The organism is Streptomyces sp. NBC_01016 (assembly GCF_026341035.1).
Taxonomy (GTDB): Bacteria; Actinomycetota; Actinomycetes; order Streptomycetales; family Streptomycetaceae; genus Streptomyces.
In genome coordinates this window covers 624,642-651,025 of record NZ_JAPEOQ010000002.1, presented here as the reverse complement: position 1 = coordinate 651,025, position 26,384 = coordinate 624,642, and the positions used below count along the sequence as shown (strand labels likewise).

Annotated in this window: 27 protein-coding genes, 1 other RNA gene and 1 pseudogene; 15 read left to right on the top strand and 14 right to left on the bottom strand. The window is 71.9% G+C overall.

The features are described from left to right. Positions 1-38: 38 nt before the first annotated feature. Positions 39-437, bottom strand: a complete 399-nt coding sequence (locus OG746_RS29680; protein WP_266720238.1) for an NUDIX hydrolase — start codon at positions 435-437, stop codon at positions 39-41. Here OG746_RS29680 and OG746_RS29675 point away from each other — a divergent pair. Both OG746_RS29675 and OG746_RS29670 read left to right on the top strand, forming a co-directional pair. Continuing rightward, on the top strand, positions 436-1,020 hold the full coding sequence (locus tag OG746_RS29675; RefSeq protein ID WP_524540491.1) for an MOSC domain-containing protein: 585 nt from the start codon (positions 436-438) through the stop codon (positions 1,018-1,020). The genes OG746_RS29680 and OG746_RS29675 overlap by 2 nt on opposite strands. A 56-nt stretch (positions 1,021-1,076) precedes the next feature. Continuing rightward, the gene (locus OG746_RS29670; RefSeq protein ID WP_266720234.1) at positions 1,077-1,982 is read left to right on the top strand and encodes a glycosyltransferase family 2 protein; all 906 of its coding nucleotides are present in this window, start codon (positions 1,077-1,079) and stop codon (positions 1,980-1,982) included. 28 nt (positions 1,983-2,010) lie between these two features. Here OG746_RS29670 and OG746_RS29665 read toward each other — a convergent pair whose 3' ends face one another. After that, the gene (locus OG746_RS29665; protein ID WP_266720232.1) at positions 2,011-3,552 is read right to left on the bottom strand and encodes an HtaA domain-containing protein; all 1,542 of its coding nucleotides are present in this window, start codon (positions 3,550-3,552) and stop codon (positions 2,011-2,013) included. Positions 3,553-3,590: 38 nt separating this feature from the next. Then, on the bottom strand, positions 3,591-4,997 hold the full coding sequence (locus tag OG746_RS29660) for an HtaA domain-containing protein (protein ID WP_266720230.1): 1,407 nt from the start codon (positions 4,995-4,997) through the stop codon (positions 3,591-3,593). Positions 4,998-5,148: 151 nt separating this feature from the next. Between OG746_RS29660 and OG746_RS29655 the strand changes: the two genes are divergently transcribed. The 4 genes from OG746_RS29655 to kilB are packed head-to-tail and all read left to right on the top strand — an operon-like array spanning position 5,149 to position 8,641. Further along, complete coding sequence (locus OG746_RS29655) at positions 5,149-6,210, top strand: heme/hemin ABC transporter substrate-binding protein (protein WP_266720228.1); 1,062 nt, start codon at positions 5,149-5,151, stop codon at positions 6,208-6,210. Between the two features lies 1 nt (position 6,211). After that, complete coding sequence (locus tag OG746_RS29650) at positions 6,212-7,306, top strand: FecCD family ABC transporter permease (protein WP_266720227.1); 1,095 nt, start codon at positions 6,212-6,214, stop codon at positions 7,304-7,306. Beyond that, on the top strand, positions 7,303-8,145 hold the full coding sequence (locus OG746_RS29645) for a heme ABC transporter ATP-binding protein (RefSeq protein WP_266720225.1): 843 nt from the start codon (positions 7,303-7,305) through the stop codon (positions 8,143-8,145). The genes OG746_RS29650 and OG746_RS29645 overlap by 4 nt, the downstream gene beginning before the upstream one ends. Positions 8,146-8,161: 16 nt before the next feature. Next, the gene (kilB, locus tag OG746_RS29640) at positions 8,162-8,641 is read left to right on the top strand and encodes a plasmid transfer protein KilB (RefSeq protein WP_266720223.1); all 480 of its coding nucleotides are present in this window, start codon (positions 8,162-8,164) and stop codon (positions 8,639-8,641) included. A 27-nt stretch (positions 8,642-8,668) separates the two neighbouring features. Here the strand turns inward: kilB and OG746_RS29635 are convergent, their stop codons facing one another. Continuing rightward, positions 8,669-10,093, bottom strand: coding sequence for an MFS transporter (locus tag OG746_RS29635; protein ID WP_266720221.1), 1,425 nt, complete (start codon positions 10,091-10,093; stop codon positions 8,669-8,671). A gap of 150 nt (positions 10,094-10,243) precedes the next feature. On the opposite strand from OG746_RS29635, the gene OG746_RS29630 reads away from it, so the two are divergent. After that, on the top strand, positions 10,244-11,008 hold the full coding sequence (locus OG746_RS29630; protein WP_266720219.1) for a hypothetical protein: 765 nt from the start codon (positions 10,244-10,246) through the stop codon (positions 11,006-11,008). Between the two features lie 22 nt (positions 11,009-11,030). On the opposite strand, the gene rnpB is transcribed toward OG746_RS29630, so the two are convergent. From rnpB to OG746_RS29615, 3 genes are all read right to left on the bottom strand, one after another. Then, positions 11,031-11,441, bottom strand: an RNA gene (gene rnpB, locus OG746_RS29625) — RNase P RNA component class A. 71 nt (positions 11,442-11,512) lie between these two features. Beyond that, on the bottom strand, positions 11,513-12,040 hold the full coding sequence (locus OG746_RS29620; RefSeq protein ID WP_443063215.1) for a TetR/AcrR family transcriptional regulator: 528 nt from the start codon (positions 12,038-12,040) through the stop codon (positions 11,513-11,515). 1 nt (position 12,041) lies between these two features. Continuing rightward, entirely contained in the window at positions 12,042-12,467 is a 426-nt protein-coding gene (locus tag OG746_RS29615; RefSeq protein WP_266720215.1) for a DUF4260 family protein, read from the bottom strand. A gap of 155 nt (positions 12,468-12,622) precedes the next feature. Between OG746_RS29615 and OG746_RS29610 the strand changes: the two genes are divergently transcribed. After that, positions 12,623-13,399 (top strand): MerR family transcriptional regulator, encoded by a 777-nt coding sequence (locus tag OG746_RS29610; protein WP_266720213.1) that lies wholly within the window; start codon positions 12,623-12,625, stop codon positions 13,397-13,399. Then, positions 13,396-14,007 carry a hypothetical protein gene (locus OG746_RS29605; protein ID WP_266720211.1) on the top strand — a complete coding sequence of 204 codons (612 nt, stop codon included), beginning with the start codon at positions 13,396-13,398 and terminating at the stop codon, positions 14,005-14,007. The genes OG746_RS29610 and OG746_RS29605 overlap by 4 nt, the downstream gene beginning before the upstream one ends. Here OG746_RS29605 and OG746_RS29600 read toward each other — a convergent pair. Continuing rightward, positions 13,994-15,439: an RNB domain-containing ribonuclease gene (locus OG746_RS29600; protein ID WP_266720209.1), complete on the bottom strand. Its 1,446-nt coding sequence runs from the start codon at positions 15,437-15,439 to the stop codon at positions 13,994-13,996. The genes OG746_RS29605 and OG746_RS29600 overlap by 14 nt on opposite strands. A gap of 91 nt (positions 15,440-15,530) precedes the next feature. Between OG746_RS29600 and yaaA the strand changes: the two genes are divergently transcribed. Both yaaA and eda read left to right on the top strand, forming a co-directional pair. Next, positions 15,531-16,313, top strand: coding sequence for a peroxide stress protein YaaA (yaaA, locus tag OG746_RS29595; RefSeq protein WP_266720207.1), 783 nt, complete (start codon positions 15,531-15,533; stop codon positions 16,311-16,313). An 84-nt stretch (positions 16,314-16,397) separates the two neighbouring features. Further along, positions 16,398-17,051, top strand: coding sequence for a bifunctional 4-hydroxy-2-oxoglutarate aldolase/2-dehydro-3-deoxy-phosphogluconate aldolase (eda, locus tag OG746_RS29590; RefSeq protein ID WP_266720205.1), 654 nt, complete (start codon positions 16,398-16,400; stop codon positions 17,049-17,051). Between the two features lie 10 nt (positions 17,052-17,061). On the opposite strand, the pseudogene OG746_RS29585 reads toward eda, so the two are convergent. The 3 genes and pseudogenes from OG746_RS29585 to OG746_RS29575 all read right to left on the bottom strand — a co-directional run. After that, a pseudogene (locus OG746_RS29585) lies at positions 17,062-17,694 on the bottom strand (histidine phosphatase family protein); the annotation flags it as partial. Between the two features lie 118 nt (positions 17,695-17,812). Next, positions 17,813-18,556 (bottom strand): zinc ribbon domain-containing protein, encoded by a 744-nt coding sequence (locus OG746_RS45455; protein WP_323179753.1) that lies wholly within the window; start codon positions 18,554-18,556, stop codon positions 17,813-17,815. After that, positions 18,553-19,464 carry a Nif3-like dinuclear metal center hexameric protein gene (locus OG746_RS29575; protein WP_266720201.1) on the bottom strand — a complete coding sequence of 304 codons (912 nt, stop codon included), beginning with the start codon at positions 19,462-19,464 and terminating at the stop codon, positions 18,553-18,555. Before OG746_RS29575 ends, OG746_RS45455 begins: the two co-directional genes overlap by 4 nt. Before the next feature lie 200 nt (positions 19,465-19,664). Here OG746_RS29575 and OG746_RS29570 point away from each other — a divergent pair, with 200 nt between their 5' ends. Both OG746_RS29570 and OG746_RS29565 read left to right on the top strand, forming a co-directional pair. Then, positions 19,665-20,816 carry a hypothetical protein gene (locus OG746_RS29570; protein WP_266720199.1) on the top strand — a complete coding sequence of 384 codons (1,152 nt, stop codon included), beginning with the start codon at positions 19,665-19,667 and terminating at the stop codon, positions 20,814-20,816. A 55-nt stretch (positions 20,817-20,871) separates the two neighbouring features. Beyond that, a complete protein-coding gene (locus tag OG746_RS29565; RefSeq protein ID WP_266720197.1) occupies positions 20,872-21,042 on the top strand; it encodes a hypothetical protein in 171 nt (56 codons plus the stop codon). 81 nt (positions 21,043-21,123) lie between these two features. Here the strand turns inward: OG746_RS29565 and OG746_RS29560 are convergent, their stop codons facing one another. The 3 genes from OG746_RS29560 to chsH3 are packed head-to-tail and all read right to left on the bottom strand — an operon-like array spanning position 21,124 to position 24,077. After that, positions 21,124-22,062 carry a 3-oxoacyl-ACP reductase gene (locus tag OG746_RS29560; protein WP_266720195.1) on the bottom strand — a complete coding sequence of 313 codons (939 nt, stop codon included), beginning with the start codon at positions 22,060-22,062 and terminating at the stop codon, positions 21,124-21,126. Positions 22,063-22,109: 47 nt separating this feature from the next. Then, complete coding sequence (locus OG746_RS29555; protein WP_266720193.1) at positions 22,110-23,186, bottom strand: Zn-dependent alcohol dehydrogenase; 1,077 nt, start codon at positions 23,184-23,186, stop codon at positions 22,110-22,112. A gap of 36 nt (positions 23,187-23,222) precedes the next feature. Beyond that, complete coding sequence (gene chsH3 / locus OG746_RS29550; protein ID WP_266720191.1) at positions 23,223-24,077, bottom strand: enoyl-CoA hydratase ChsH3; 855 nt, start codon at positions 24,075-24,077, stop codon at positions 23,223-23,225. A gap of 313 nt (positions 24,078-24,390) precedes the next feature. On the opposite strand from chsH3, the gene OG746_RS29545 reads away from it, so the two are divergent. Both OG746_RS29545 and OG746_RS29540 read left to right on the top strand, forming a co-directional pair. Next, complete coding sequence (locus tag OG746_RS29545) at positions 24,391-25,614, top strand: sensor histidine kinase (protein WP_266720189.1); 1,224 nt, start codon at positions 24,391-24,393, stop codon at positions 25,612-25,614. Between the two features lie 131 nt (positions 25,615-25,745). Continuing rightward, entirely contained in the window at positions 25,746-26,378 is a 633-nt protein-coding gene (locus OG746_RS29540; RefSeq protein WP_266725514.1) for a response regulator transcription factor, read from the top strand. The last annotated feature ends 6 nt before the right edge of the window (positions 26,379-26,384 follow it).

The window sequence follows — 26,384 nt, the reverse complement described above, 5'->3', positions numbered from 1 at the left end:
GACGGGGAGCCGTCTGCTCAATCGCCGCAGGGGCTAAATCAGAGCCACCCCAACTCCCGCAGCAGCGGCACCACCTGCCCACCGACCGCCGGCGCGAGCCGTACGTCGCCCAACCCGTCGGTCCACCTCATCGCGGCCAGCTCCGCCGCAGGCGACGGCTCACCGGACAACGTGGCCCCGAAAACCACCATCCGCATCGGCACGCCCTCAAGCGCCGCCACGTCCTCCACCACGGCGAGCCGCTCGACGTCACCCGGCACGACCCCGAGCTCCTCGTCCAGCTCGCGCGCCAACGTCTCCTCGGGGCACTCCCCCGGATCCGGCTTGCCACCCGGAAGATAGAAGACGTCCGGCGCGGCCTGCTTGCTGACGACGAGCAGCCGCCCGTCCCGCACAACGGCCGCGGCTACCACGTCCATCACTGTTCCCTGCTGCATGCGGCGATTCTCTCCCGGCTACGCTGACGCCGTGGACAACGGCATCGTTACAGCGGTCAGCAGCAACGGCACCTACTCCTTCACCAAGCCGAACCGCGAGAGCATCACGCTGCTCGCGGGGCTCGGCGTCGACGGAGACGTGCACGCGGGCGTCACCGTCAAGCACCGCTCGCGCGTCGCCCAGGACCCGACGCAGCCGAACCTCCGCCAAGTGCACCTGATGCACGAGGAGTTGTTCGAGCAGGTCGCAGGGGCGGGGCACGCGGTGCGGCCCGGCGACCTCGGCGAGAACGTCACCACGCGCGGCATCGACCTGCTCTCCCTGCCCACCGGGACCCTGCTGCACTTCGGCGAGGGCGGCGCCGTCGTCGAGATCACGGGCCTGCGCAACCCGTGCGTGCAGATCGAAGCGTTCCAGGACGGACTCCTCAAGCGGGTCGTGGGCCGGGACCCGAAGACCGGCGAACTGGTCCGGAAGGCCGGGGTCATGAGCGTCGTACGGGAGGGTGGTGAGGTCCGCCCCGGCGACGCGATCCGGGTGGAACTGCCTGCCGAGCCGTTCCGGGCGCTCGAAAGGGTCTGAAGGGTCTGGACCCCGCACGGGCAGGGGGCGTCAGATGAACGGCTACCATCGCCGCCATGACTGACAGGCACCGAAGCACCGAACTCCCGCGCCTGGGTGTGGCCATCGTCACCATGGGCAATCGGCCCAAGGACGTGGACGCCCTCCTGGAATCGGTGGCCAAGCAGGATGCGGTGCCGGCCCGCGTCGTCATGATCGGCAACGGGACGCCGCTGCCCGCGTATCCCGGCTACCCGTTCGAGGTCACGACGGTCGAGCTGGACGAGAACCTCGGCTGCCCCGGCGGCCGCAACGTCGCCCTCGCCCGGCTGCGCGAGTTCGGCGACGTGGACGTGGCCGTGGAGCTGGACGACGACGGGCTGCTCGTCGACGCCGACGTGTTCTCGACCATTCAGCGCCTGTACGCCGAGGACCCGAGGCTCGGCGTCGTCGGCTTCCGCATCGCTGATGAGCTCGGTGAGACCCAGCGCCGCCATGTCCCGAGGCTGCGCGCAAAGGATCCGATGAAGCGGGGGCTCGTGACCGCGTTTCTCGGTGGCGCGCACGGTTTCTCGATGAAGATGCTCGACGAGACCGGCGACTGGCCCGCCGACTTCTTCTTCACGCACGAGGAGACCGATCTTGCGTGGCGGGCGCTGGATGCCGGCTGGAAGGTGCTGTACGAGCCGTCGCTGCTGCTCCAGCACCCGAAGACGTCCCCGGCCCGGCACGCCGTCTACCACCGGATGACCGCCCGGAACCGGGTGTGGCTGGCCCGCCGCCGCCTCCCCCTCCCGCTGATCCCGCTGTACCTGGCGGTGTGGACCGGGATCACGTTGCTGCGTACGAGGTCGCTCGGCGGCCTGCGCGCCTGGGCCGGCGGCTTCGCGGAGGGCCTGCGCGCCTCCGCCGGGGAGCGCCGCCCCATGCGCTGGCGGACGGTGTGGCGGATGACGCGGCTCGGCCGCCCGCCGCTGATCTGACGGGCGACGGACGGCCGGGCTCGGGCGGTCAGGACTGCGTGCGCCGCCTGCGCGTGGCGTACACCGTGCCCGCACCGGCCGCGGCGATCAGCGCGGCGGCAGCGGCCAGCGGACCGGCCGGGACGTCGGCACCGGTCGAGGCCAACGAACCTCCGGTGGTGGAACCGGTGCCGCCCGTCGTCGATCCGGTGCCGCCCGTGGTGCCCGAAGTGCCGCCGCTCGTACCGCCGTTGGGCCCTGTGGGGAGTTCGGCGTTCTCGTCGAGGGAGACGGCCGCGGTGACCGGGTCGAGCGCGGCGCCCGCCTCGTAGAAGCCGCCGAAGGCCTTCGCTCCGCCGGCGGTGAGGGTGGCGGCGGCGCCGTCCACCTCGACGACGTCGTTCTTCGCGGTCAGGGCGCCGGAGCCGAGCTTCAGGGTGGCCACGGTCAGACCGTCGTACGTGGAGACCTTCCCGGTCTCCTGGTCCTTGCTGGAGACGTCGGCGACGAGCTTGCCGCTGCCGCCCTCCGCCGTCACGCGCAGCTCGCTGAACTGCAGGTCGAGGGCGTACTCGCCGCCCTCCTGATGGCCGAGGAAGCGGACCTTGCCGGCGAACTTCGCGTCCAGCGACTTGGCGTCGGCGTCGTAGCTGCCGCTCGCGTCGCCGAACCGGTATCCCGAGCCGTTCTTGCCCGCGCCGCCGGAGAGTTCGACCTTGCCCTTGGCGATCGGCCCGGTGATGTACGTACGGAAGGACTCCTTGACGCCCCAGTCCAGGTTGCCGTCGACGATCTCGCCGGAGACGGCGGCCGCGGGGGCCGTCGACGTGGACGTGGTCGGCTTGCCGGTCGGGGTCGCGGTCTTCGTGGGGCGCGGCTCAGTGGTGGCCGTGTCGGTCGGGGACGGCGACTTCGTCGGGGACTTGGTCGGCGCGGGCGAGGTCGGGGAGGAGGCCGCGGTGACGGTCAGCGTCGCCGGGTCGAGGGCGGTGCCCGCCTCGTACATCCCGTTGAACGCCTTGGCGCCGTCGGCGGTGAGCGTCGCCGGGATGTCCTTGAAGGTCATGGCGCCGCCCGCACCCTGGCCCGGCTTCACGGCGGACAGGTCGAGCGTGGCGAACTCGATGTCGTTCTGGGTGCTGCCGTTGAGCGTGACGTCGGCGTCGATGTGACCGGTCGTACCGGAGGTCACCACCTTCACGTCGGCGACCTTGATGTCGAAGCGGTGCGCCGTGGAGGCGAACCGGACGGCGCCCTTGAACTTCGTGTCCGTGCCGTGCGTCGCCGTGTCGTACGTGCCCGTGCCGCCGCCGAAGGTGAAGGCGCCGTTGCCGGCGGCCTGCGTGGCCCCGTCGGTCGCCTCGATCTTCCCGAGGGCGATGCCGGTGACGTACTTGCGGAAGGACTCCTTGATGCCCCAGTCGAGGGTTCCGTCCTTCAACTCGATGCTGGGCGCGGCCTTTTCGGCGCCGGGAGCGGCCTTTTCGGCGGCGAAGGCGGGCAGGCTCAGCGCGCCGCCGCCGAGCGCGACGGCGGTCGCGGCGGCGAGGGCTATGGGGTGTCTGGTGATCGGGTGGCCTGTGCGAGACATCTGCTTCTTTCCTCAACTCTTCGAGTGGGAGCGCCCGTTCAGGGGCGCGGGGAACGGCGCGAGCGAAGGACCAGGAATCCGACGGCGGCGAGCACGAGGGCCACGACGGCGACGATCCCGGAGACCGCGCCACCGGAGAGCCCCGAACTATCGGCCGCCGAAACGGACTTGGCCTTCGGGGCGTCGGAGCTGTGGGCGGGGCTGGGCGAGGCGGAGCTGCCGAGGTCGGGCAGCGCGGGCAGTGCGGCGTCGGCGTCGAGCGCGACCGCGAGGGAGACCGGGTCCATCGCGACCCCCTTGCGGTACATGCCACCGAAGGCCTTCGCCCCGGCGGCGGTGAGCTTCGCCGGAGCCTCGTCGACCCGTACGAGCCCGTCCTTCGCGGCGAGTTCGTCGACGTCGAAGGTCACGAGTGCGGTGTCCTTACGGGTGCGGCCGTCGCCGGTGACGTCGGCGCGCAGCGTGCCCTTGCCGTCGGCCACGTCGACGGCCACGTCCGCGAACCTCAGGTCGAGCCCGTGTTTCCCGGTGAACCGCACCGACCCGGTGAACTCGGCGTCCAGGGTCTGCTTCTTCTTGTCGTACGACCCTTCGCCCCCGGGGAAGCGGAACAGCGCGCCGCCGTCCCGCGCCCCGTCGGCGAGCTTCCATTTCCCCTGGGCGATGTCCCCGGTGACGTACTCGCGGAAGGTGCGGCGCACGCCCCAGTCGACGGCTCCGTCCCGGACGGTGCCGGTGTCTGTGTCGGTGTCGTCCTTCTTGGCCTTCTTCTCCTTGGACCCGGCCGTCGCGGTGGGGGAAGGCTTCGCGGGGTCCTTCTTCGGCTCGACGTCGGCGGACAGGCTGACCGGGTCGAGCGCGGTGCCCGCCGTGTAGTAGCCGGCGAAGGACTTGGCGCCCTGCGAAGTGAGCGTGGCAGGAACGCCGTTGAGGGTCACGGCGTTGCCGTCGCCCTTCATGTCGATCCCGCCCAGGGAGAGGGAGGCGAAGGGCACCTGGCGGGACGACGTGACCATCCCGGTGCCCTTCGCCTTGCTCACGACATCGACGTAGAGCGTCCCGCCGCCGCCCGCGATACGGACGGACGGGTTGCTGATCGTCATGTCGAGTTCGTGCGAACCGTCGTCCTTCTTGTGTCCGACGAAGTGCACACCGCCGGAGAACGAGGAGTTGAAGGCGCCGGTCGAACCGTCGTAGCCGCCGCTGGCCGAGTGGAAGCGGAACCCGCTCGCACCGACGGTCGCCGCTCCCCCGGTCAGGGTGTAACTCCCCTTCGCGATGGGCCCAGTGATGTAGCTCTGGAAGGACGACTTCACACCCCAGTCGAGCCGGCCGCCCTGCACGGTACGGGTCGCGGCGTGCGCTCCGGGGGCCGACAGCAGGGCGGCGAGCAGGCCCGCGAACAGGGCGAGAGCAAAGACGCGTAGGGGTGCGCGTCGGATCATGACGGTTCCTCCGGGACTCCAGCACCAGACGCCACAGGGTCCTGACGCAGGCCCTGGCGACTTAGGTAAGGCTAACCTAAACTATGATCGCTTCTGCCAACAGCCCCTCCGCTTGCAACAGCCCCTACGCTCACGACAGGACGGACCCCGCGTGCCGACGCCAGCCGCTCCCGCCCCGCCCGCCACCCGACGGCCCGGCCTGCTGATCTCCGTACTCGTCGCCGTCCTCGCGCTGGCCGCCACGGCCTGCGGCGGCGGCTCCACGAAGACGAACACGGGGACGGACGCGACCAGCTCCGGCGGCGGAGCCAGGGCGTCCGCGACCTCGAACCGCCTCGAACCGCTTGCCCCTTCGCCGAAACCGGAACTCCCGGCGACCGTCACCTCGGCCGACGGCAAGAAGGTCACGGTGAAGCGGGCCGACCGGATCGTTCCGCTGTCGGGCAGCCTCAGCGAGATCGCCTTCACCCTCGGGCTCGGGAAGCGGGTCGTGGCACGGGACATCACGGCCACGTTCGACCAGGTGAAGAAGCTGCCGGTGGTCACCCGCAACCACGACGTCTCCGCGGAGAACGTCCTCTCGCTCAAGCCGGACCTGGTCCTCGCCGAGACGACCTCGGGCCCCGACGAGGCGATGCAGCAGATCCGCGACGCGGGCGTCCCGGTGGTCGTGATCGACCCGGCGAAGGGCCTCGACGACGTCGGCACCCGTATCCAGAAGGTCGCGAAAACACTCGGAGTCCCGTCCGCCGGGCGAGAGTTGACGAAGCGGTCGCAGGACCGGATCGCGGCCGTGCAGAAGGACATCCCGGCGCGGCACGGCGACAAGCCACGCGTCGCCTTCCTCTACCTGCGCGGCTCGGCCTCCGTCTACCTCATCGGCGGCAAGGAGTCCGGCGCGACCTCACTCCTGAAGGCGGCGGGCGCGGTCGACGCGGGCGCGGAATCGGGCCTGAAGAAGGACTTCACCGCGATCACCAGCGAGGCCCTCGCGAAGGCCGCCCCGGACGCGATTCTCGTCATGACCAAGGGACTTGACTCCGTCGGAGGCATGGACGGTCTGGTGAAGATCCCCGGCGTCGCCGAGACCCCGGCGGGCGTCGACCGCAGGGTCGTCTCCGTCGACGACGGCGTGCTGCTCAACTACGGCCCGCGCACGGACCAGGTGCTGCGATCGATCGTGGACCAGCTGTACGGGAAGGACGGCGCGTGACATGGCGGCGACGGTGACGAAACCCACGGCGCCCGGAGCGCCACCCGACGGTCCGCCGCACCCACAACGGCGCTGCAGAGCCTGCCTTCTGACGCTCTGTCTGGCCTCGGCCCTGGTCGTCCTGGCCCTGGTCTCCGCCGGGATCGGGGCCTACGGCATCGCGCCGGGGGACATCCTCGGGTCCGTGCAGCACCGGCTCGGCCTGGGAGGTGCCTCGCTCGACCGGGTCGGCGAATCCGTCCTGTGGAACGTGCGCCTGCCCCGCGTCGTCCTCGCCCTCCTCGTCGGCGCCTCGCTCGGCTGCGCGGGCGCGCTCATGCAGGGCGTGTTCGGCAACCCGCTCGCCGAGCCCGGCGTCATCGGCATCTCGTCGGGCGCGGCGGTCGGCGCGGTGGCCTGCATCGCGCTCGGCCTGAACTTCTTCGGTACGTGGACCATCACGGCCTGCGCGTTCGCGTCGGGCCTCGCGACGGTCCTGATCGTCTACGTGATGTCCCGCTCGGGCGGCCGCACGGAGGTCGTCACGCTCATCCTCACGGGCATCGCCGTGAACGCCTTCGCGGGCGCCCTGATCGGCCTGTTCCTCTCCTACGCCGATGCCGCCGCCGTCAACCAGATCACGTTCTGGCAGCTCGGCTCGCTGGCGCAGGCGACCTGGCCGAAGGTGCTCGCGGTGCTGCCCTGCGCGGCCGTCGGCCTGCTGGTCGCGCCCTTCTACTCCCGGAAACTGGACCTGCTGTCGCTCGGCGAACGCCCGGCCCGGCACCTGGGCGTGGACGTCGAGAAGCTCCGGATCACGCTGATCCTCGTCATCGCGCTGCTCACGGCGGCGGCCGTGGCGGTCTCCGGTGTCATCGGCTTCGTCGGCCTGGTCATTCCGCACCTGCTGCGGATGCTCGCGGGTCCGGGACACCGCTTCCTGGTCCCGGGCAGCGCCCTCGGCGGCGCCGCCGTCCTGGTCGCGGCCGACCTTGCCGCCCGTACGGTGGCGGCGCCCGCCGAACTCCCCATCGGGGTGCTCACCGCGCTGACCGGCAGCCCGTTCTTCTTCTGGCTGCTGCGCCGCACTCGTCGTAAGCAAGGAGGCTGGGCATGAAGGGCCGTTGGAGCACGCTGCTGCGGGGCCCGCGCCACCGCGCCCTGCCCGAGCGGTACGCCGCCGGGGACACGGTCGCCGAGGCCCGCGCCCTGCACGTGAACCTGGGCGGCAGGCCGGTCCTGTCCGGCGTCGACCTGGACGTGCGGGCGGGCGAGGTGCTCGCGCTGGTCGGGCCCAACGGAGCCGGTAAATCAACCCTGTTGGCGGCCCTGGCGGCGGATCTCTCGGCCGCCTCCGGCGAGCTGCGCGTCCACGGGCGGCCGGCCGACGCCTGGTCACCGGCCGAACTCGCGCTGCGCCGCTCCCTGTTGCCCCAGTCGACGACGCTGTCCTTCCCGTTCCCGGTGGCGGACGTCGTCCGGATGGGCCGGGCGCCGTGGGCGGGCACGGAACGCGAGGACGAGGACGACGCGGCGGTCGCGGCGGCCCTCGCGGCGACGGAGACCGCGGCCTTCACCGCCCGCCCCTTCTCGGCGCTGTCCGGCGGCGAGCGCGCCCGGGTGGCGCTTGCCCGGATCCTCGCCCAGTGCGCGGGGCTGCTGCTCCTGGACGAGCCGACGGCCGCGCTCGACCTGCGCCACCAGGAACTGGTTCTGCGGGTGTGCCGGGAACGGGCCGCCGCGGGCGACGCGGTGGTCGTCGTCCTGCACGACCTGGGCCTGGCCGCCGCGCACGCCGACCGGGTGGCGGTGCTGCACGAGGGACGCATCACGGCGCTCGGCCCGCCGGCCGAGGTGCTCGAAGGATCGCTGCTCAGCGACGTGTACCAGCACCCGGTCGAGGTGCTGCCGCACCCGCGGACCGGGGCACCTCTGGTGGTGCCGGTACGGCCGTGACTGGTTGGGTGTCCCCATGGTCGTCGTCATCACGAGCGTCATCGCGGTCCTCGGCACCCTGCTGGGCGCCGCACTGAGCCACATACTGCAGAGCCGCACGGCCGCCCGCGGCCAGGACTTCACGCGCACGGAACGGCTCCGCCAAGAACGCATCGACGCGTACTGCGCGTTCGGCGGGGCGCTCGCCAACTATCGGCGGGGGCAGCTGGATCGCTGGTTCCCCGAGCACGTCGACCGGCCCGGCGAGACGGCCGACGTGCACGAACTGCGGCGCGAGGCCTTTCGGTTGAGGGCGGCGGCGATGGAGGCGATGTTCCGCGTCGAGCTGCTCACCGAGGCCCCGTCGCTGGCCGTGCTCGCCCAGGAGGCGATGGCGTCCGTCGACCGCATCCCCACGGCCGACGACCGCGAGGAACTCCGGGTCGTACGCGACGAGTCGCGCGGCCTCATCCACCAGTTCATCGCGGCGTCCCGCCCCCACGTGAACCCGGCCTGATCCAAACGACAGGCCCTATGACCCGCCTCAGATCGACTCCAGACTCCGCCCCGTCGTCCGCGGCCCCAGGATCCGTACGTTGAGGCACAGGATCAGCATCAGCACGCCCGAACCGATGAACACCGCGTCCGCGCCCAGGTCCTCGAGCACGTCGATCGCGATGAACGGCAGCACGACCGAGGTGAGCCGGGACAGCGAGTACGCGATGCCGATGGCGCTGGAGCGCATGCCGGTCGGGAAGATCTCCGTCTGGTAGACGTGGAAGGCGTTCGAGAAGACGTTGCTGCTGACGGTGAGCAGGAAGCCCGCCCCGACGATCAGCCAGGACGCCTCCGCGAACCCGAAGACCAGGCCGAACGCGGCGATCCCGAGCGCCGACAGGATGATGAGCGTGCGCCGCTCGATCCGGTCGATCAGCGGCACGGACAGCGCCGAGCCCACCGGGTAGCCGAGGTAGCTGAGGGCCGCGTAGGTGAGGGACTCCGTGACGGTGTGCCCCTTGGCCTGGAGGACGACCGGGGCCAGCGAACCGAAGCCGTAGTAGCCGACGGTCTGAAGGATCTGGAAGATCCACCACATGACGGTGCGGCGCGCGTACGGGGCCTTGAACATCTGGCCCAGCGGCACCTTCGCGGCGGCCGGTTCCGGGGTTTCGGTGGTCCCGGCGGACTCGGCGGTCTCGGCGCGCGGAGCCGGAATCGCCGCGGGTTCCGCACCCGCCTGAGCCTCGATGCCCCGCACGACCGCGTCCGCCTCGGCCGTCCGCCCTTGCGAGGCCAGCCAGCGCGGCGACTCCGGCAGCCGGGTCCGCAGGAGCTGGATGAACGCGGCACCGAGCGCGCCCCCGACGAGCAGCCAGCGCCAGCCGTCCACCCCGAACAGCTCGTGCTTGGCCACGAGTCGGGCGCCGAGCAGCGCGGCGACGGGCACGCCGACGAAGCCGAGGGTGTAGGCCCAGGCGATGTAGCGCCCGCGCACCTTGCGGGGCAGGAACTCGGCCAAGTACGTGTCGACGAGGACCAGTTCGGCGCCGAGGCCGAGCCCGGCGAGGAAGCGGAGCACGGAGAGCTGGGTGGCGTCCTGCGCGAAGGCGCACGCCAGCGAGAACAGCGAGTAGAGCCCCAGGTTGACCAGGAACATCTTGCGGCGCCCGAACCGGTCGGCGAGCACGGACAGCACATTCGCGCCGACGAACATGCCGAGGAACCCGGAGGCGATCAGCCACGACTTCTCGGTGCCGGACAGCTGCCAGGACTCGGCGAGCGCGGCGGCGAGTACGCCGCCGAGGAACACCTCGTAGAGGTCGAAGAAGGCACCGATGCCGACGATCGCGGTCAGTCGGCGGTGCCACGGCCCTACGGGCAGCCGGTCGAGCCTGCCGACCGGGTCCGTGCTGTCGATGTCGTTCGTGTCCGGGGTTGTGGCAGCCCCCGTGACGCCGTGCTCACTCATGCTCACAGACGCTAGCTGTAAGCGGCACGTAAATGAAGAGGCAATTCCCCCTCTCCGCACCTTCCTCACCTGCACATACGCCCCGCATCTCTTTACACAGCCATTACTCGCATACTGGACATAACCCCTATCCACTTGAAAGGCGGACTCATGCCCACGGACGCCGACACGACCGAACCGGACACAGCCCTGGAAGTGGGCGAGTGGACCACGCTCGACAGCGGCCTCGCCGTGACGATCGACGAGATAGAGACCTTCTCGCCCACCTATCTGGACCGGGACCACGAGGACGGTGACACCTACGTCAGCTTCACGGTCCGCGTGAAGAACATGGCCCCGGGCGTGCGCCGCGCCATGCGTGCGCACCACGCCGAGCACCCGCGCCGCGCGCCGCGCAGGGGCTACTCCAGTGAGGCCGCGCACACGAGGGCGGTCGAGCAGCACACCAAGGCGCGCTCCGACGCGCTGCGCCGCGCGAAGGGCGGCGTACGGATGCGCCTCACCGCCCGCGTCCAGGTGTGGGCGGGCGATACCCGGGCCGTCCGCACGTACGACGCCGACCAGGACATCCTCGCCGGCCTGCACACCGAACTGCGCCGCCGCCGCACCGGCACCACGACCTACGCCTTCCGCGTCCCGGCGGAGGGCCTGGACGACCTGCGCATCCGCGTGAGCCCCGCGGTGAACGGCGCGACCCGCGAGTCCGCGGACTGGGCGGCATCCCTCACGGCCCCGCCGGAGGACCTCCTCGACGACTCCCTGATACGGGAGCCCGTGGAGCAGGCCCCCGCAGAGGAGGCCACGGACGAGGACCACGAAACGGAGCACACCCCGAAGAAGCGCAAGCAGCGCCGTCAGGAGAAACGGGACCACCGCCGTCAGCAGATCCGCTCCACGCACGGCGCGGCACTCTGACCGTGGTCGGAGGTGTGAGCGGCAGACGAGTCGGGCTGTACGCCGGGTTCTGTCACCCGAGGTCCTCGCGGGCCTCGGGGAGACGGCCATCCATCTAGGACCGGCGTTGCCACCGGCCTCCTGCGGTCTACCCGCGAACATCGGGCGGGCAGCCCTCGATCGTCCGCGCAGAACCGTCTCCGAAGAGGCGGTCCCTCTTGACCTTGCTCCAGGTGGGGTTTACCTAGCCGCCTGAGTCACCTCAGGCGCTGGTGGTCTCTTACACCACCGTTTCACCCTTACCGAGGGCCTTGCGGTCCCCGGCGGTCTGTTTTCTGTGGCACTGTCCCGCGGGTCACCCCGGGTGGCCGTTAGCCACCACCTTGCCCTGTGGAGCCCGGACGTTCCTCGGGAGACCCCCGAAGGAATCCCACGCGGCCGCCCGCCCGGCTCGTCTGCCGTGCCGACCATGCTACCCGTGCCGGTGGTCCGTCCCGGACCGTGTCCGCCGCGTCGTCCGCACGGTCACGGCCGCAGCGCCTCCACCCCCGTCCGCCACGCCCTCGCCAGATCCGCGCCGCCCGGAAAGCGGCCGTGGATCTCCAGGATCACCATGCCGTGGGCGAACGCCCAGGCGGCGCGGGCCAGGTCCGCGTCGTCGGCGCAGGTGCGCATCAGGGGGGCCGCCGCGCGCTCCTCCAGGCCGGCGGGCAGCGCGTGCCGGGGCAGCGGGCGCTCGGTGGAGAGGCAGTAGAGGTGGGGGTGGGCGAGCGCGTAGGCGCGGTAGGCGTCGGTGAGGGCTTCGAGGGAGCCCGGGGCCCGGCGCTCCGCCTCCTCGCAGGCCTCCGCCGACTCCGTGAGCATCTGCGCGACGAGCTCCACTTCGACGGCCTGCTTGTCGGGGAAGTGCTTGTAGAGGGACGGGGCCTTGATGCCGAGGCGGTCGGCCAGGGCGCGCATCGTGAGGGCGTCGGGCCCGGATTCCTCCAGGAGGGTGCGGGCCTCGGCCGCGATCTCGGTGGCGCGGGGCGTGAGCCGCCGCCCTTCCTTCAGGTCAGGCACGCTGGAAGCCCTCCTTGGTCCGCAGCCCGTAGCCGAAGGCGCGATCGTACGAGATGTGGGCGAGCCAGCCGCAGAAGCCCGCGAAGAGCGGCGCCCACTGGATGATGGGCAGCACCGTGTACGCCGCCATGAGGGCGAGCGGGACCAGGGCGCGGTGGGCCGCGTTGTAGAACGGCACGGCGCGGGGCGGGAGTTGACCCTTCTCCATCGGCCGGGTCTCGCCGATGCCGGCCAGGAACGTGAAGTCGGGCGCGAGGAAGAAGGCGACGGCGAACAGACCCGCGAGCCAGCCGTGGTTCACGGCTTCCAGGACCGCGAACGCCGACCAGAAGAGCGCGTTCACGAGCCACGCGGTGCGCCGGACGACCATGAGCGGCTTGCCCGTGACGGTGGTGGTGGCGGGTGCTGTCGTGCTCATCGGGACCTCCCGGAGAGTCGGTGGCGTCGACGACGCCGTGGCTAACGTTGTTAGCCGAACCATGGGAAGACCCTACGGCTAACGTTGTTAGCCGTCAAGCCTTTGCCGTGCGGCTCGCTTGACCCTGCCGTAGCGTCAACGTTTCTACTGAGGTCATGCGGATCGGAGAGCTGGCCCGGATCGTCGGTGTCACCACACGCGCCATCAGGCACTATCACCACCTCGGACTGCTGCCCGAGCCCGAACGCCTTGCCAACGGGTACCGGGAGTACGGGCTGCGGCACGCCATCGAGCTCGCCCGGATCCGGCGCCTGACCGAGCTGGGGCTCGGGCTGCCCGAGGTGCGGGATGTGCTCGCGGAGGACGCGGGGCGCGACCTCGTCGAGGTGCTCGCAGAGCTGGACGCCGACCTGGCCCGCCAGGAGGCCGCCATCCACGAGCGGCGGGACCGGCTGCGGGCCCTGTTGTCCGACGCCGAGCGGGGGCGACTGCCTGCCGAGGGACCGCTCTCCCCCGAACTGACCGCCTTCCTGGGCGGGTTGGAACCCGTGGACGAGGAGTCCCCCATGGCCGCGAAGGACCGTGAAGTACTGGCCCTGATCGACACCACCGCCCCGCCCGAGGTCCGCGAACAGCTGATGGCGGAGCTGGTGCCCGTCTTCGACGACCCGGCGACGCGGGAGGCGACACTCGACGTGTACGCCCGCCTCGACGCGCTGGCCGACGCCGACCCGGACGACCCGCGGGTGGCGGAGGCGGCCCGCGCCCTGCTCGCCTTCCTGCCGAAGGAGCTGCCGAGCGCGCCGCCGCCCGGCGTCCCCGACGGTCACGGCGCCGCTGTACTGGATCTCTTCCTCTCCGACTTCACCCCGGCCCAGGCCGAGGTGATCCGCCTCGCCCTGCGGATGGCAGCCGGGGACGGTGCGCCGTGACTGCGCTCCGGACGTCGCTGCGCGTCCCCGCCGGTGTCCGCCGGATCCTCGGGCACGAGCTGCGGGTGGCCGTGAGCCTTCTGCGGTGGGTGGCGCGGCGGCGGCACGGCGTTCCGGTCGGGGCGAGCGCCTTTCCGTACGCGCGCGGTCAGGCCGTGATGATGTACGGCATCACGTTCGTGTGCGTCGTCGAGTCCGTCGGGATGTGGGCGCTGCTGCGCGACTGGCCCACGCTCCACCACGTCGTCCTGTTCCTCGACGTCTACACGGTGCTGATGGTCCTCGGCCTGCACGCGGCGTCCGTCACCCGGCCACACGTGGTCACCGATGACGCGCTGCGGGTGCGCCGGGCCGCCCATGTGGATCTGCGGATACCGCTGGAGCTGATCGCCTCGGTGCGCCGCGAGAACAAGTACACGCACACGCCGCGCGAGGGCGAGCTGAATCTGGATGTCGGCGCCCAGACCAGCATCACTCTCGAACTCGCCGCCCCCGTACGGCACTTCACGTTCCTCGGGCGTCCGCAGGACATCCGCCTGGTGCGGTTGCACGCGGAGGATCCCGAGCGACTCGCGCGCACTCTGGAGCAGCGGCTCACGCCGGCGTGAACAGCACCTTCGTCGAGCCCGGGTCCGCCTGCGTGAGCCGGACCCGCAGCCGCTCCCCCAGCGGCAGCGCGGCCGTGCCGCCCTCGACCCGGGCGACGACGGCCGGCTCGGTCAACTGCACGGTCCCGGCGGTCGGTTCGCGGTCCTTCACGTCCACCACCACCGCGTCGAAGACCTCGCCGACCCGGTGCCTGAGGAGCGCCGCCTCGACGATGTCGACGCACTCGCGCTCCACGGTGTTCGCCCGCCGGGTACCGTCCGCCATCTCCTTCGGGAGACCGTCAAGCGCCGTCAACACCCATTCGGGAACGCCTCGTTCTGCGCACGCGGCCAGGCACAGCTCGGACGCGTAGCGGTCGACGAGGCGGCGCAGCGGGGCCGTGCAGTGGGTGTAGGGCGCGGCGACGGCGGCGTGCGTGGCGAGGGCCGGGGTCTCGCCGCCGCGGAAGGCCGTGTAGCCCGCGCCGCGCAGCAGCGTCGTGCACTCCTGGAGGAACGCGGCCTGGTGCGGAATGCGCGGGTCGAGGGAGCGGACGAGGTCGGAGTAGGGGACGTGGTGCGGCCACTCGATGTGCAGCGCGTGCGCGGTGCGGCGCAGTCGGCCGACCGCGCCGTCGGGGGCGGCGGGCAGCGTGCGCAGGATGCCGGTACCGGCCGCGAGCATCAGGTCGGCGGCGGCCATGCCGGTGAGCAGCGAGATCTGGGCGTTCCACGAGTCGGCGGGCAGCGGGGCCCGGTAGGCGAGTTCGTACGCGGTGTCGCTCGCGACGATCTCCTGCTCGGGCACGTCGAGCGAGATGCCGCCGCGCTCGACCTCCAGCTGTTCGCGCAGCAGCCCGATGTCCTTGAGCAGGGCGACCGGCTCCTCGGCACTCCCGTCGTCGATGGCCTTCTGCACGCCCGCGTAGTCGAGCTTGGCGCGGCTGCGGACGAGGGCGCGGACGACGTCGGTGGACTCGGCGCGCCCGTCGGCGTCCAGGTCGATCGTCCACAGGACGGCCGGGCAGGTCTGGTCGGGCAGCAGGCTGGCGGCGCCCTCGCTGAGCACGGTGGGGTGCAGCGGGACCTTCTCGTCGGGGAAGTAGAGGGTGGTGACGCGGCGGTGCGCCTCGAGGTCGAGGGCGCCGCCGGGTGCGACGTACGCGGCGACGTCGGCGATCGCGTACCGCACGCGGTAGCCGCCGCCGGGGCGCCGGGACAGGTGCATGGCCTGGTCGAGATCGGTCGACGTCGGCGGGTCGATCGTGAAGAACGGGATCGCGGTCTCGTCGCGGTCCGGCAGCCACGGCGGATCGGCCGCGACCCGCTCCGCTTCCGCGACCACATCGGCCGGGAACTCCTCGGGCACCTCCAGCTTCGTACGCAGTTCGCGCAGCACGGCACCGAGCGGCTCCCGTGCCGCGCCGGTCACTCGCAAGTGGCGGCGGGGCATGGCACGAGCGTAGGCGCGGGTCGCGGGGACGGCACGCCGTAGGCTGGGGCGTCGATCGACCGTTGTTCCGTACGTGCTTGAGGAGTGCCCCGTGCTTGTGCTGTTGCCGCCGTCGGAGGGTAAGGCCGCTTCCGGACGCGGGGCGCCGCTGAAGCTGGAGGGGCTCTCGCTGCCGGGGCTCGCCGAGGCGCGGGCGGCGGTCCTCGACGAGCTGGTCGAGCTGTGCGGTGCCGACGAGGAGAAGGCGCGCGAGGTGCTCGGCCTGAGCGAGGGGCTGCGCGGCGAGATCACCAAGAACACGGAGCTGCGCACGGCGGGCGCGCGCCCGGCCGGCGAGATCTACACGGGCGTCCTGTACGACGCCCTGGACCTGGCCTCCCTCGACGCGGCCGCGAAGAAGCGGGCGGCGAAGTCGCTGCTCGTCTTCTCCGGCCTGTGGGGCGCGGTCGGCGTCACCGACAGGATCCCCTCCTACCGGTGCTCGATGGGCGTGAAGCTGCCGGGCCCCGGCGCGCTCGGGGCGTACTGGCGCGGCCCGATGGCCGAGGTGATGCCGGAGGCCGCCGGGGACGGGCTCGTCCTCGACCTCCGCTCGTCGGCGTACGCGAGCGCGTGGAAGCCCAAGGGCGAGGTCGCGGAGCGGACGGCGACGGTGCGCGTGCTGCACGCGCCGACCCGCAAGGTCGTCTCCCACTTCAACAAGGCGACCAAGGGGCGGATCGTCCGGTCGCTGCTGATGGCGGGGTCCGCGCCGGCCGGACCCGCCGAGCTCGTCGACGTACTGCGGGACCTCGGTTACGTCGTGGAGGTCGAGGAGCCCGCGAAGGCCGGGCGGCCGTGGAACCTGGACGTACTGGTGGACGAGGTCCACTGAGCCCCCGGCGATCCAGCTATCCAGTGATTGCAGCATGTGCAACGCCCTTTGCGCATGCTGCTGCGGGCGGGGCAGGATGACCCCATGACCTCCTCCTCTGACGCCGCCGCCACCTCGGCCGCCTCCGCCTCCGTGCTGGATCTCGCCCCCGTCGTCCCCGTCGTCGTGGTGGAGGACATCGCCGACGCGGTGCCGCTCGCGCGGGCGCTCGTCGCGGGCGGCCTCCCCGCCATCGAGGTGACCCTGCGTACGCCCGCCGCGCTCGACGCGATCAAGGCGATCGCCGCGGAGGTCCCGGACGCCGTCGTCGGCGCGGGCACCGTGATCAACCCCGCGAACGTCGCCGACTCGGTGGCCGCGGGCGCCCGCTTCCTGGTCAGCCCCGGCTGGACGGACACGCTGCTCGACGCGATGAAGGAGTCGGGCGTGCCGTTCCTGCCCGGCGTCTCCACGACGTCGGAGGTCGTGGCGCTGCTCGAGCGCGGCGTGCAGGAGATGAAGTTCTTCCCGGCGGAGGCCGCGGGCGGCACCGCGTACCTGAAGTCGCTGGCGGGCCCGCTGCCGCAGGCCCGCTTCTGCCCCACGGGCGGCGTCTCCCCGGCCAACGCGCCCGGCTACCTGGCGCTGAAGAACGTCGGCTGCGTGGGCGGCAGTTGGATGCTCCCGGCCGACGCGATCGCGGCGAAGGACTGGGACCGGGTGGAGGCCCTGGCCCGCGAGGCGGCGTCGCTGCGCTGAACCGGCTGAACTATGTGAGGTGCGCTGTCTCGTTGAGGCAGCGCACGCTCGCGTTCCCGTCCGCGTAGTACGCGACCGTGGTCAGGGACGCCGCCGCGAGCTCCATGCGGAACATCGCCTCGGCGGGCGCGCCGAGCGCGAGCCGCACCAGCGTCTTGATCGGCGTCACATGGCTGACCAGCAGGGCGGTGCGCCCCCGGTACGCGGCGGTCAGCCGGTCCCGCGCCTCGGCGACCCGCTCCGCGACCTCGGCGAAACTCTCGCCCCCACCGGTCGGGGCGGCGTCGGACGAGGCGAGCCAGGCGTTCAGGTCGTCCGGGTAGCGGGCGCCGGCCTCCTTGAACGTGAGCCCCTCCCACGCCCCGAAGTGCGTCTCGCGCAGCCCCTCGTCGACCTGCACGTCGAGCCCGAGCCGCGCGGCGACGACCTCGGCGGTCTGCCGGCACCGGGCGAGCGGCGAGACCACGATCACCTCGACGTCACCGCGGGCGGCCAGCGCGTCGGCAGCGGACTCAGCCTGCCGCCACCCGACGTCGGACAGCTCGGGGTCCCCGCCCCCACTCCCGGAGAACCGCTTCTCCGGAGTCAGAGCGGTCTCCCCGTGCCGCAGCAGGAGAAAGGTGGCGGGGGGACTCAGATCAGGGGGCGCCACATGTTCCTCTCGGGCATCGGCGATCGGGCATATTGAGCCCCTGCGGCGATTGAGCAGCGGGGTCCGGGGCAGAGCCCCGCGACCGCAACGCCGTCGGGCCGCAACATTCCTACAGCCCCGACTCCGAAGTACGCACCAGAATCCGCCGACAGTTCTCACACCGCACCACCGCGTCAGCGGCAGCCGCACGGACCTCGTTCAGCTCCGTGATGTTGAGCTCGAGCCGGCACCCCTCACAGCGCCGCTGAAACAGCTTCGCCGCGCCGACGCCGCCCTCCTTCTCGCGAAGCTTGCCGTACAGCTTCAGCAGGTCCTCCGGGATCGACCCGGCGACGACCTCACGCTCCTTGGTGGCGGCGGAGATGTCGGCGTCGAGGACGGCAGCCGCCTCGTCGCGCCGCGCGGTCGCGTCGTCGGCCTTGGCCTGCACCGAGGAGAGGCGCTCGGCCAGCTCACCCGCGCGCTCCTGCGCGGACTCACGGCGCTCCATGACCTCGAGGACGACGTCCTCCAGGTCACCCTGGCGCTTGGCGAGCGAGGCGATCTCGCGCTGCAGGTTCTCCAGGTCCTTGGGGGACGTGACCGCGCCGGAGTCGAGGCGCTTCTGGTCACGGGCGGCACGCTGGCGGACCTGGTCGACGTCCTGCTCGGCCTTGGTCTGCTCGCGGGCGCAGTCGCTCTCCTCGGTCGTCGCGGCGACGTGCAGGTCGCGCAGCTGCGTGAGGTCCTTGGTCAGCGACTCGATCTCGGCGTGCTCGGGCAGCGACCGCTTCTTGTATGCGAGCTGCTGGAGGCGGGTGTCCAGGTCCTGGACGTCGAGAAGACGGATCTGGTCGGCGGGCGCGGCGTTCAGTTGGGGGCTCCAAATGTAGATACAGACGAGTCAGAAGGGGTGCGCGTAGCGCTCGCTGAAGGGGTGGTGGCGGGCGACGGGCGGGCGGACGCCGCGTGGGCGGTCCAGGGATCGGTGACCGTCTTCGAGACGTGGACCCGCAGGCCCCATCCCTCGCGGTCGGAGATCTCGTCGAGCTGAGCTGCGGCCAGCTCGCACCAGGGCCACTCGGTGGCCCAGTGCGCCGCGTCGAGCAGCGCGAGAGGTGTGGTTTCGCGGGCCTCGCTCACCGGATGGTGGCGCAGGTCCGCGGTAAGGAAAGCATCGACGCCCGCCGCACGCACATCGTCGAAGAGGCTGTCGCCGGAGCCACCGCTCACGGCGATCGTACGCACGGTCGCGTCGAGGTCCCCCGCGACGCGGATGCCCTGCGCGGTGGCCGGCAGCCGGTCGGCGGCGCGGCCCGCGAGCTCGCGCAGCGTCAGCGGGTGCTCGAGCTCGCAGACCCGGCCGAGGCCGCGGCGGCCCGCGGGGTCGGTGGGGTCCGGGACCAGCGGGCGTACGACGCGGACGTCGAGGGCGCCCGCGAGTGCGTCGGAGACGCCGGGGTCGGCCTTGTCGGCGTTGGTGTGCGCGACGTGCAGCGCGATGTCGTTCTTGATCAGCGTGTGGACGACGCGGCCCTTGAACGTGGAGGCCGCCACCGTCGTCGTACCGCGCAGGTAGAGCGGGTGGTGCGTGACCAGCAGGTCCGCGCCGAGCTTCACCGCCTCGTCGACGATCTCCTGGACCGGGTCGACGGCGAACAGGACCCGGCTGACCTCGGCGTCCGGATCACCGGCGACCGTACCGACCGCGTCCCATCCCTCGGCGAGGGCCGGGGGCCAGAGGGCTTCGAGCGCGGTGGTTACTTCAGACAGACGGGGCACGCACACAGGTTACCTGCGCCGCCCGCCCCACCCCCAAGCCCGGCGGTCCCGGAAGAAGGCAGCAGGAGAGCACACCGCACTCACGGTTCACAGCCAATTCGGGGCACGGCCCACCTTTCGTGTGAAACGGCGGGCGCGAGGTGCCACGGAGGTTCGTGCGAAAACTAGCGTCGGCCCGAACAAGCGGAGGTGACTGATCCATGACGGCCCTGGCCACGGAACCCACGCCGGAGACTCGGGCACGACCGCCGCACACCGGATGTGTGCTCACGATGGACTCGACGTACGCGGCCCGCCTCGCGCGGCACGGCGCGAGCCCCGACTCCTGGTTTCCCGAGCGCTGGACCCTGGACGGACCCGAGCCGTACGCGGTCCCGCTGCCCGGCCCCCAGCCGGAGGAGCCCGGCACCGCCGTGCTGCCCCTGACCGACGGCCGGGTGCTGATCCACCGCACTGCCGCCGGGCGCCAGATGTTCTCGCTGCTCTACCCGACGGGCCCCGGCACGGGCGAGGTGCCGCTCGGCGCCGTGGAGTGCGAGGAACTGACCCTCCTGCCGCCCGCGCCCGACGGGCGGTGTGCCTACGCGCTGGCGGCCGGCGAGGAGTCGACCGCGGTGTGGCAGGTGGCGGGCGCCGGCTCCGGCCCCGAGCTGCTCGCCGAGGTGCCGGGACGCTGCTCGGGCGGGGTCTGGCTGTCCCGCGAGGCCCGGCTGCTCGCGCTCGACCGCGCGCCCTCGGAGGCGGACGGCGGCGGCCCGGTGAAGACGGTGGTCGTGGATCTGGACCGGGGCGGCGAGGTCTCCCCGCTCCTCCAGATCGCCGAGGACAGCGAGGACCGGCTGCTCCTCGCCGATCTCGACAGCGGCCTGATCCTGCTCCACTCGGACGCCCCGACGCCGGGTGAACTCCGGCTCGGCTGGGGCGTGTTGGGCAGTACGCTGCCGATCCGTTTCCCGGAGTCGCTGCGCCTCGCCGACTGCGAGCTGACGCCGTTCGCCATCCAGCCCGGCCAGTCGCTGATGCCGGAGGGCTGCGCGGTGGCGCTGCATGTGGCGAGCGCGGAGGGCGGCTCCCCGTGGCTCGGCCTGTGGCGGCCCGCGGAGGGCCGGATGCACCAGGTGGCGGCGCCGGCCGGCTGGCTCGCGGGCAGCGGCTTCTTCTCGCGCGACGGGGTGCTCTCCCTCCCGTACGTCACCGAGGACGCGCCGTGCGGCCTCGCGAGGATCCCCATGCCCGAACCCGGCCCGCGGCGGCGGGAGCCGAAGGGGGAATCCGCACCGCCGGAGCCCGCCGCGACACGCCCCGTCCCACTGGCGCAGGCGCCCCTCGGTGGCCGTACCACGGACCGTTAGACTCGCCCGGCTGCAACTGAAGGATCTTGTACGTGTTTACGGGGTGAATGTTCCGATGGCGGAAGGCAACGGCACGGATGTCGAGTTCGACTCGGAGGCGGCGCGCCATGCGCGGGGCGGCTCGGGTCGGCACCGCGGCGAGGTGTCCTCGCCGCCCATGGCGGGCGGCGACCAGGAGTCGAGGCCGCGCGGGCGGCATCGTGGGCCGCGCGCCGATGAGGCGTAACGCTCGACACTCGATGTGAGGAAACGTATCTCTGAGGGGCCCGGCACAAGCCGGGCCCCTCAGTGGTGTGTGCGGTCGGGCTCAGCCGTGCTTGAGGCCGAGCACCTCCGCGGCCGCGAACGTCTCGTTCGGGGGCCGGTCCTTGTAGTGCGGCGTGAGCACCGCGTCGAGTTCCTCGTACGTGAACGCGTCCTTGGCCGTGTCGAACTTCGCCTGCACCCTGGGCCGGTCGACGACGGCGACCATGCCGCCGTGCACCACGAGCAGCTGGCCGTTGACGTTCCCCGCGGCGGGCGAGGCGAGGTAGCCGACGAGCGGGGCGACGTGTTCGGGCGCGAGCGGGTCGAGCCCGTCCTCCGGCTCGGCGAACCCGGCGAAGACGTCCTCCGTCATACGGGTACGGGCCCGCGGGCAGATGACGTTGGCGGTGACGCCGTACTTGGCGAGGGCGAGCGCGGTGGAGGTGGTGAGCCCCACGATGCCGCCCTTCGCGGCGGCGTAGTTGGGCTGACCGGCCGAGCCCGCGAGGAATGCCTCGGACGAGGTGTTGATGATGCGCCCGTACACGGGACCACCGGCGGCCTTCGAGGCCTCGCGCCAGTGGCGGGCCGCGAAGTGGCTGGTGTTGTAGTGCCCCTTGAGGTGGACGTGGATGACCGAGTCCCACTCCTGCTCGGTCATCGAGAAGATCATGCGGTCGCGCAGGATGCCGGCGTTGTTGACGAGGATGTCCAGTTGGCCGTACGTGTCGATCGCCAACTGGACGAGTTCCTGGGCCTGTTGGTGATCGGCCACGTCACCGGTGTGCGCGGTGGCGGTACCGCCCGCGGCCTCGATCTCGGCGACGACCTGTTCGGCGGGCCCGGCGGCAGCGTCACCGGAGCCGTCCCGGCCGGGCTGCCCGAAGTCGTTGACGACGACGTTGGCGCCGAGGCGGGCGAGTTCGAGGGCCTCGGCACGGCCGAGGCCGCGGCCGGCTCCGGTCACGATGGCCGTGCGGCCGTTGAGCGGCGTTGACATACGTTTCGGCTTCCTCTCGGGTCTTTGAGCCGCGGCGGTGCTGGTGGCTACAGCTCGATGCACGTCCTCAGGGCGGAGCCCGTCCGCATCTGGTCGAGCGCCTCGTTGATCTCCGCCAACGGCACCCGGTGCGTGATCAGCGACTCCAGGTCGATCCGCCCCGCCCGCCACAGCGCGATCGCCCGCTCGTAGGACTGGAGCACATCCCCGCCCCCGTACATCGACGGCAGGATCTTCTTCTCGTCGAAGAACAGCTCGAACATGTTGAGTTGAAGGAAGTCGTCCATGGCGCCGGCGCCGACGACGCAGAGCGTGCCGCCGCGCCGCGTCGTGTCGTACGCCGTGCGGGCGGTGGCGGACTTGCCGACGACCTCGAAGACGTAGTCGAAGCCCTCGCCGCCGGTGATGTTCTGCTTGGCGTCGGCCAGCTCGTCGGGCGAAATCGCCTGCGTCGCACCGAACTTGAGGGCCGCCTCGCGCCGCGACTCGACCGGGTCGACGGCGACGATCTGCGCCGCGCCCTTGAGCCGCGCGCCCTGGATCGCCGAGATGCCGACGCCGCCGCAGCCGATGACGGCGACGGACGAACCGGCCGCCACATCAGCGGTGTTGATCGCTGCGCCGAGCCCGGTGGTGACGCCGCAGCCGATGAGCGCCGCGATGTCGAAGGGCACGTCGTCGGGGATCGGCACGGCGCAGGCCGCGTTGACCACGACCTCCTCGGTGAACGTGCCGGTCCCGGCGAAGCCGAAGACGTCGCCGCCGGGGCGCTTGAAGTTGGGGGTGCCCGCGTTCATGAACCCGGCGAGACAGAGCTCGGTCTGGCCGCGCTTGCAGGCCGGACAGGTGCCGCAGGCGGGCAGCCAGCACATGAGGACCCGCTGGCCGGGGGTCAGGTTCGTGACGCCGTCGCCGACGTCGATGACCTCGCCCGCGCCCTCGTGTCCCGGGATGAACGGGGCCGGCTGCGGCAGCACCCCGTTCATCGCGGAGACGTCGGAGTGGCACAGACCCGTGGCGCGCAGCCGGACCCGCACCTTGCCCGGTCCGAAGCCGACCGTCTCGACGTCGTCGAACACCTCGAGTTTGTCCTGGCCTATCTCCTGCAGTACGGCTGCTCGCATGGCGTGCGGCTCCTTCGTACGTCGTTGTACCGGTGGTCAGTTGTGCTCGACGAGCGTGTCCGCGAGCACTGGCGCGTCCTCGCGCTCCGCGGCCGTGACCGTCACCTGCACCCGGCCCGGCTCCTGCCACATGCGGATGCGCAGCGTCTCGCCCGGGAAGACGATCCCGGCGAAGCGCGTGCTGTAGCGGGTGATGCGGGAGACGTCGCCGCCGAGCGCCGTGTCCGCGACCGCCTTCAGCGTCATTCCGTACGAGCACAGGCCGTGCAGGATCGGCTTGTCGAAGCCGGCCAGCTTGGCGAACTCCGGGTCGGCGTGCAGCGGGTTCCAGTCGCCGGAGAGGCGGTAGAGGAGGGCCTGGTCCTCGCGGATGGCCCGCTCGACGGTGCGGTCGGGGGCGCGCTCGGGGACGTCAAGTCGTGCGGAGGGCCCGCGGTCGCCGCCGAATCCGCCCTCCCCCCGTACGAAGATCTGGGAGTCACTGGTCCACAACGGGCCGTCCGCGTCGGCGACTTCGCTGCGCAGGACGAGCACGGCCGCCTTCGTCTTGTCGTAGACGGCGGCGACCCGCGAGGTGGTCGTGGCCTTGCCCTTGACCGGGATGGGGCGGTGCAGCTCGATGGTCTGGCCGCCGTGCAGCACGTGGGCGAGGTTCACGTCGATGCCGGGCGCGGAGAGGCCGCCGACCACGCCCATGCCGGCGCCCGCGACGGTCGCGAAGCTCGGCAGGACGTGCAGCTTCGACTCGAGCGTGTAGCGCAGCTCGTCGGGGTCGGTGGCGGGGACGCCCGCGCCGAGGCCCAGGTGGTAGAGCTGGATGTCCTTGTGGTCCCAGGTGATCTCGGCGGACCTGGGCTCGGCGGCTACGGCCTTCGCGGCGTCGATGGGCATAGAGGCTAACGCTCCTAAGGCTGGTCAAGACCTCGGTGCGACCGTCCGCACCGTCGGCCGCACCGAGGTCGTCACGGGCCGGAGACCAGTACGCGTACTGGTTCTAGAACCTGTTTCATTCCTCCGGCGATCCCCATGTATAGCCAAGTGCGGTCGGCTTGGGAAGAGTCGCGAACGGGTTTTCTGACGCTACGTCAGATGGGGGCGGCTGTGTGGGTGGGGGCCCGCCTGGCGGCGGCCGTGACATTTGTACTGCTGATCCGGGGACAAGCGGATCTGCCCTCCCTTGGGTGCCCCTTCGTACGCTTCCGGCATGACATCGAAGACGAAGGCGGCCGGCCGGGAGTGCGACAGGCGGGACCGGGCGGGCAAGCAGGACTGGCCCGTCGCCGGCATCGGCGGCGCACGGGTGAACGGGTACTCGATGCTGCCCTGGCTGCTCCTCGGCCTCGGGGCGCTCTCGAACCTCCTCCAGGGCGACACCCCGAACCCCTGGGTCGGCGGCCTCGGCCTCCTGACCTTCAACTCCCTCTACATCTACGTGTCGTTCCGGTCCTTCGTCCCGGCCACCCGCGACGCCCTCTCCACCCGCCTCGCGCTGCTTGCGATGGCCGTCGTGACGTGCGCGCTCGCGGGTCTGTACGGCAGCAGCTGGGTGGCGTTCTTCCCGCTGCTGGGGCTCGCGGCCGGGGCGGCGATGCGGGGGCGGCACCTCGCCAAGGTCGCCATCGTTCTCTCCTCGCTCGGCGGCGCCATCGCCGGTGCGCAGAGCCCGAGCGTGGGCGCGACCGTCGGCTACGCCACGTTCCTTTCGACGATGGTGACCGCGGCGATCCTCTCGCTCGGCGAGACCGTACGGGAGCTGCGCGCGACCCGGGAGGAGCTGGCGCGCAACGCGGTGGCCGAGGAACGGCTGCGCTTCTCCCGCGACCTGCACGATCTGCTCGGCCACACGCTTTCGGTGATCGTGGTGAAGTCGGAGGCCGCGCGCCGTATCGCGCCGCGCGACATCGACGCGGCGCTCGAACAGGTCACCGACATCGAGGCGGTCGGCCGGCAGGCGCTCACCGAGATCCGCGAGGCGGTGAGCGGATACCGGGAGGGCAGCCTCGCCACGGAGCTGGACCGGGCGCGGTCGGCCCTCACGGCGGCCGCGATGGAACCCGTCGTACGGCAGTCGGGGCCGCCGTTGTCGGCGCGGACGGAGGCGTTGCTCGGGTGGGTGGTGCGGGAGGCCGTGACGAACGCGATCCGGCACAGCGCGGCGACGACCTGCACGATCACCATCGAGGGTGCGATCGAGGGGGCGGACGACCTGGTCCGGCTCCGGGTCACGGACAACGGGGCGGGCCCCGCACCCGGCGTCGGCGGCACCGGCCTCAAGGGCCTGACCGAACGCCTCGCGGCGGCGGGCGGGTCCCTGGAGGCGGGCGAGTCCCCTGCGGGCGGCTTCGAGGTCCGAGCGGAACTCCCGACGACGGACGCGCCCCTCCCCTCTTCCGGGCTCTCCCAGGACCCCCGGGGCGTCTCGTCCTAGAGCAGCCCGCTCCACTGGGCTCCGCCCGAACCTGGCAGCCCCACGCCACGGGGCTCCGGCCCGGAACCACCCCCGGCCCCGCCACCGCGCAGCCCCGCACGGCGGGCCGTAGCCTCTCCCCCGTGACGGACATGCCGCAGGACCACCGCCCCGCCAAAAGCATCCGCGTTCTGCTCGCGGAGGACCAGGGCATGATGCGCGGTGCGCTCGCGCTGCTCCTCGGGCTCGAACCGGACCTCGACGTCGTCGCCCAGGTCGGCAGGGGCGACGCCATCGTCGACGCGGCGCTCGAACACCGCCCCGACGTCGCACTCCTCGACATCGAACTCCCCGGCCGCAGCGGCCTCGACGCCGCCGCCGAACTGCGCGACGAGGTCCCGGACTGCCGGGTCCTGATCCTGACCACGTTCGGCCGCCCCGGCTATCTGCGCCGGGCGATGGAGGCCGGGGCCGCCGGGTTCCTCGTCAAGGACGGCCCGGTCGAAGAACTCGCCGAGGCGATCCGCACGGTGCTGCGCGGCGAGACGGTCGTCGATCCGGCGCTGGCCGCGGCGGCGCTGGGCGCTGGGCCGAATCCGTTGACCGCGCGGGAGGCGGACGCGTTGCGGGCGGCGGCGGACGGGGCGACCGTCTCCGACATCGCCGGGGAGCTTCATCTGTCGGAGTCGACCGTGCGCAACTACCTGTCGGCGGCGATCGGGAAGACGGGGGCGCGCAATCGGACGGAGGCGTTGCGGGCGGCTTCCGAGAACGGGTGGCTGTAACGGGGT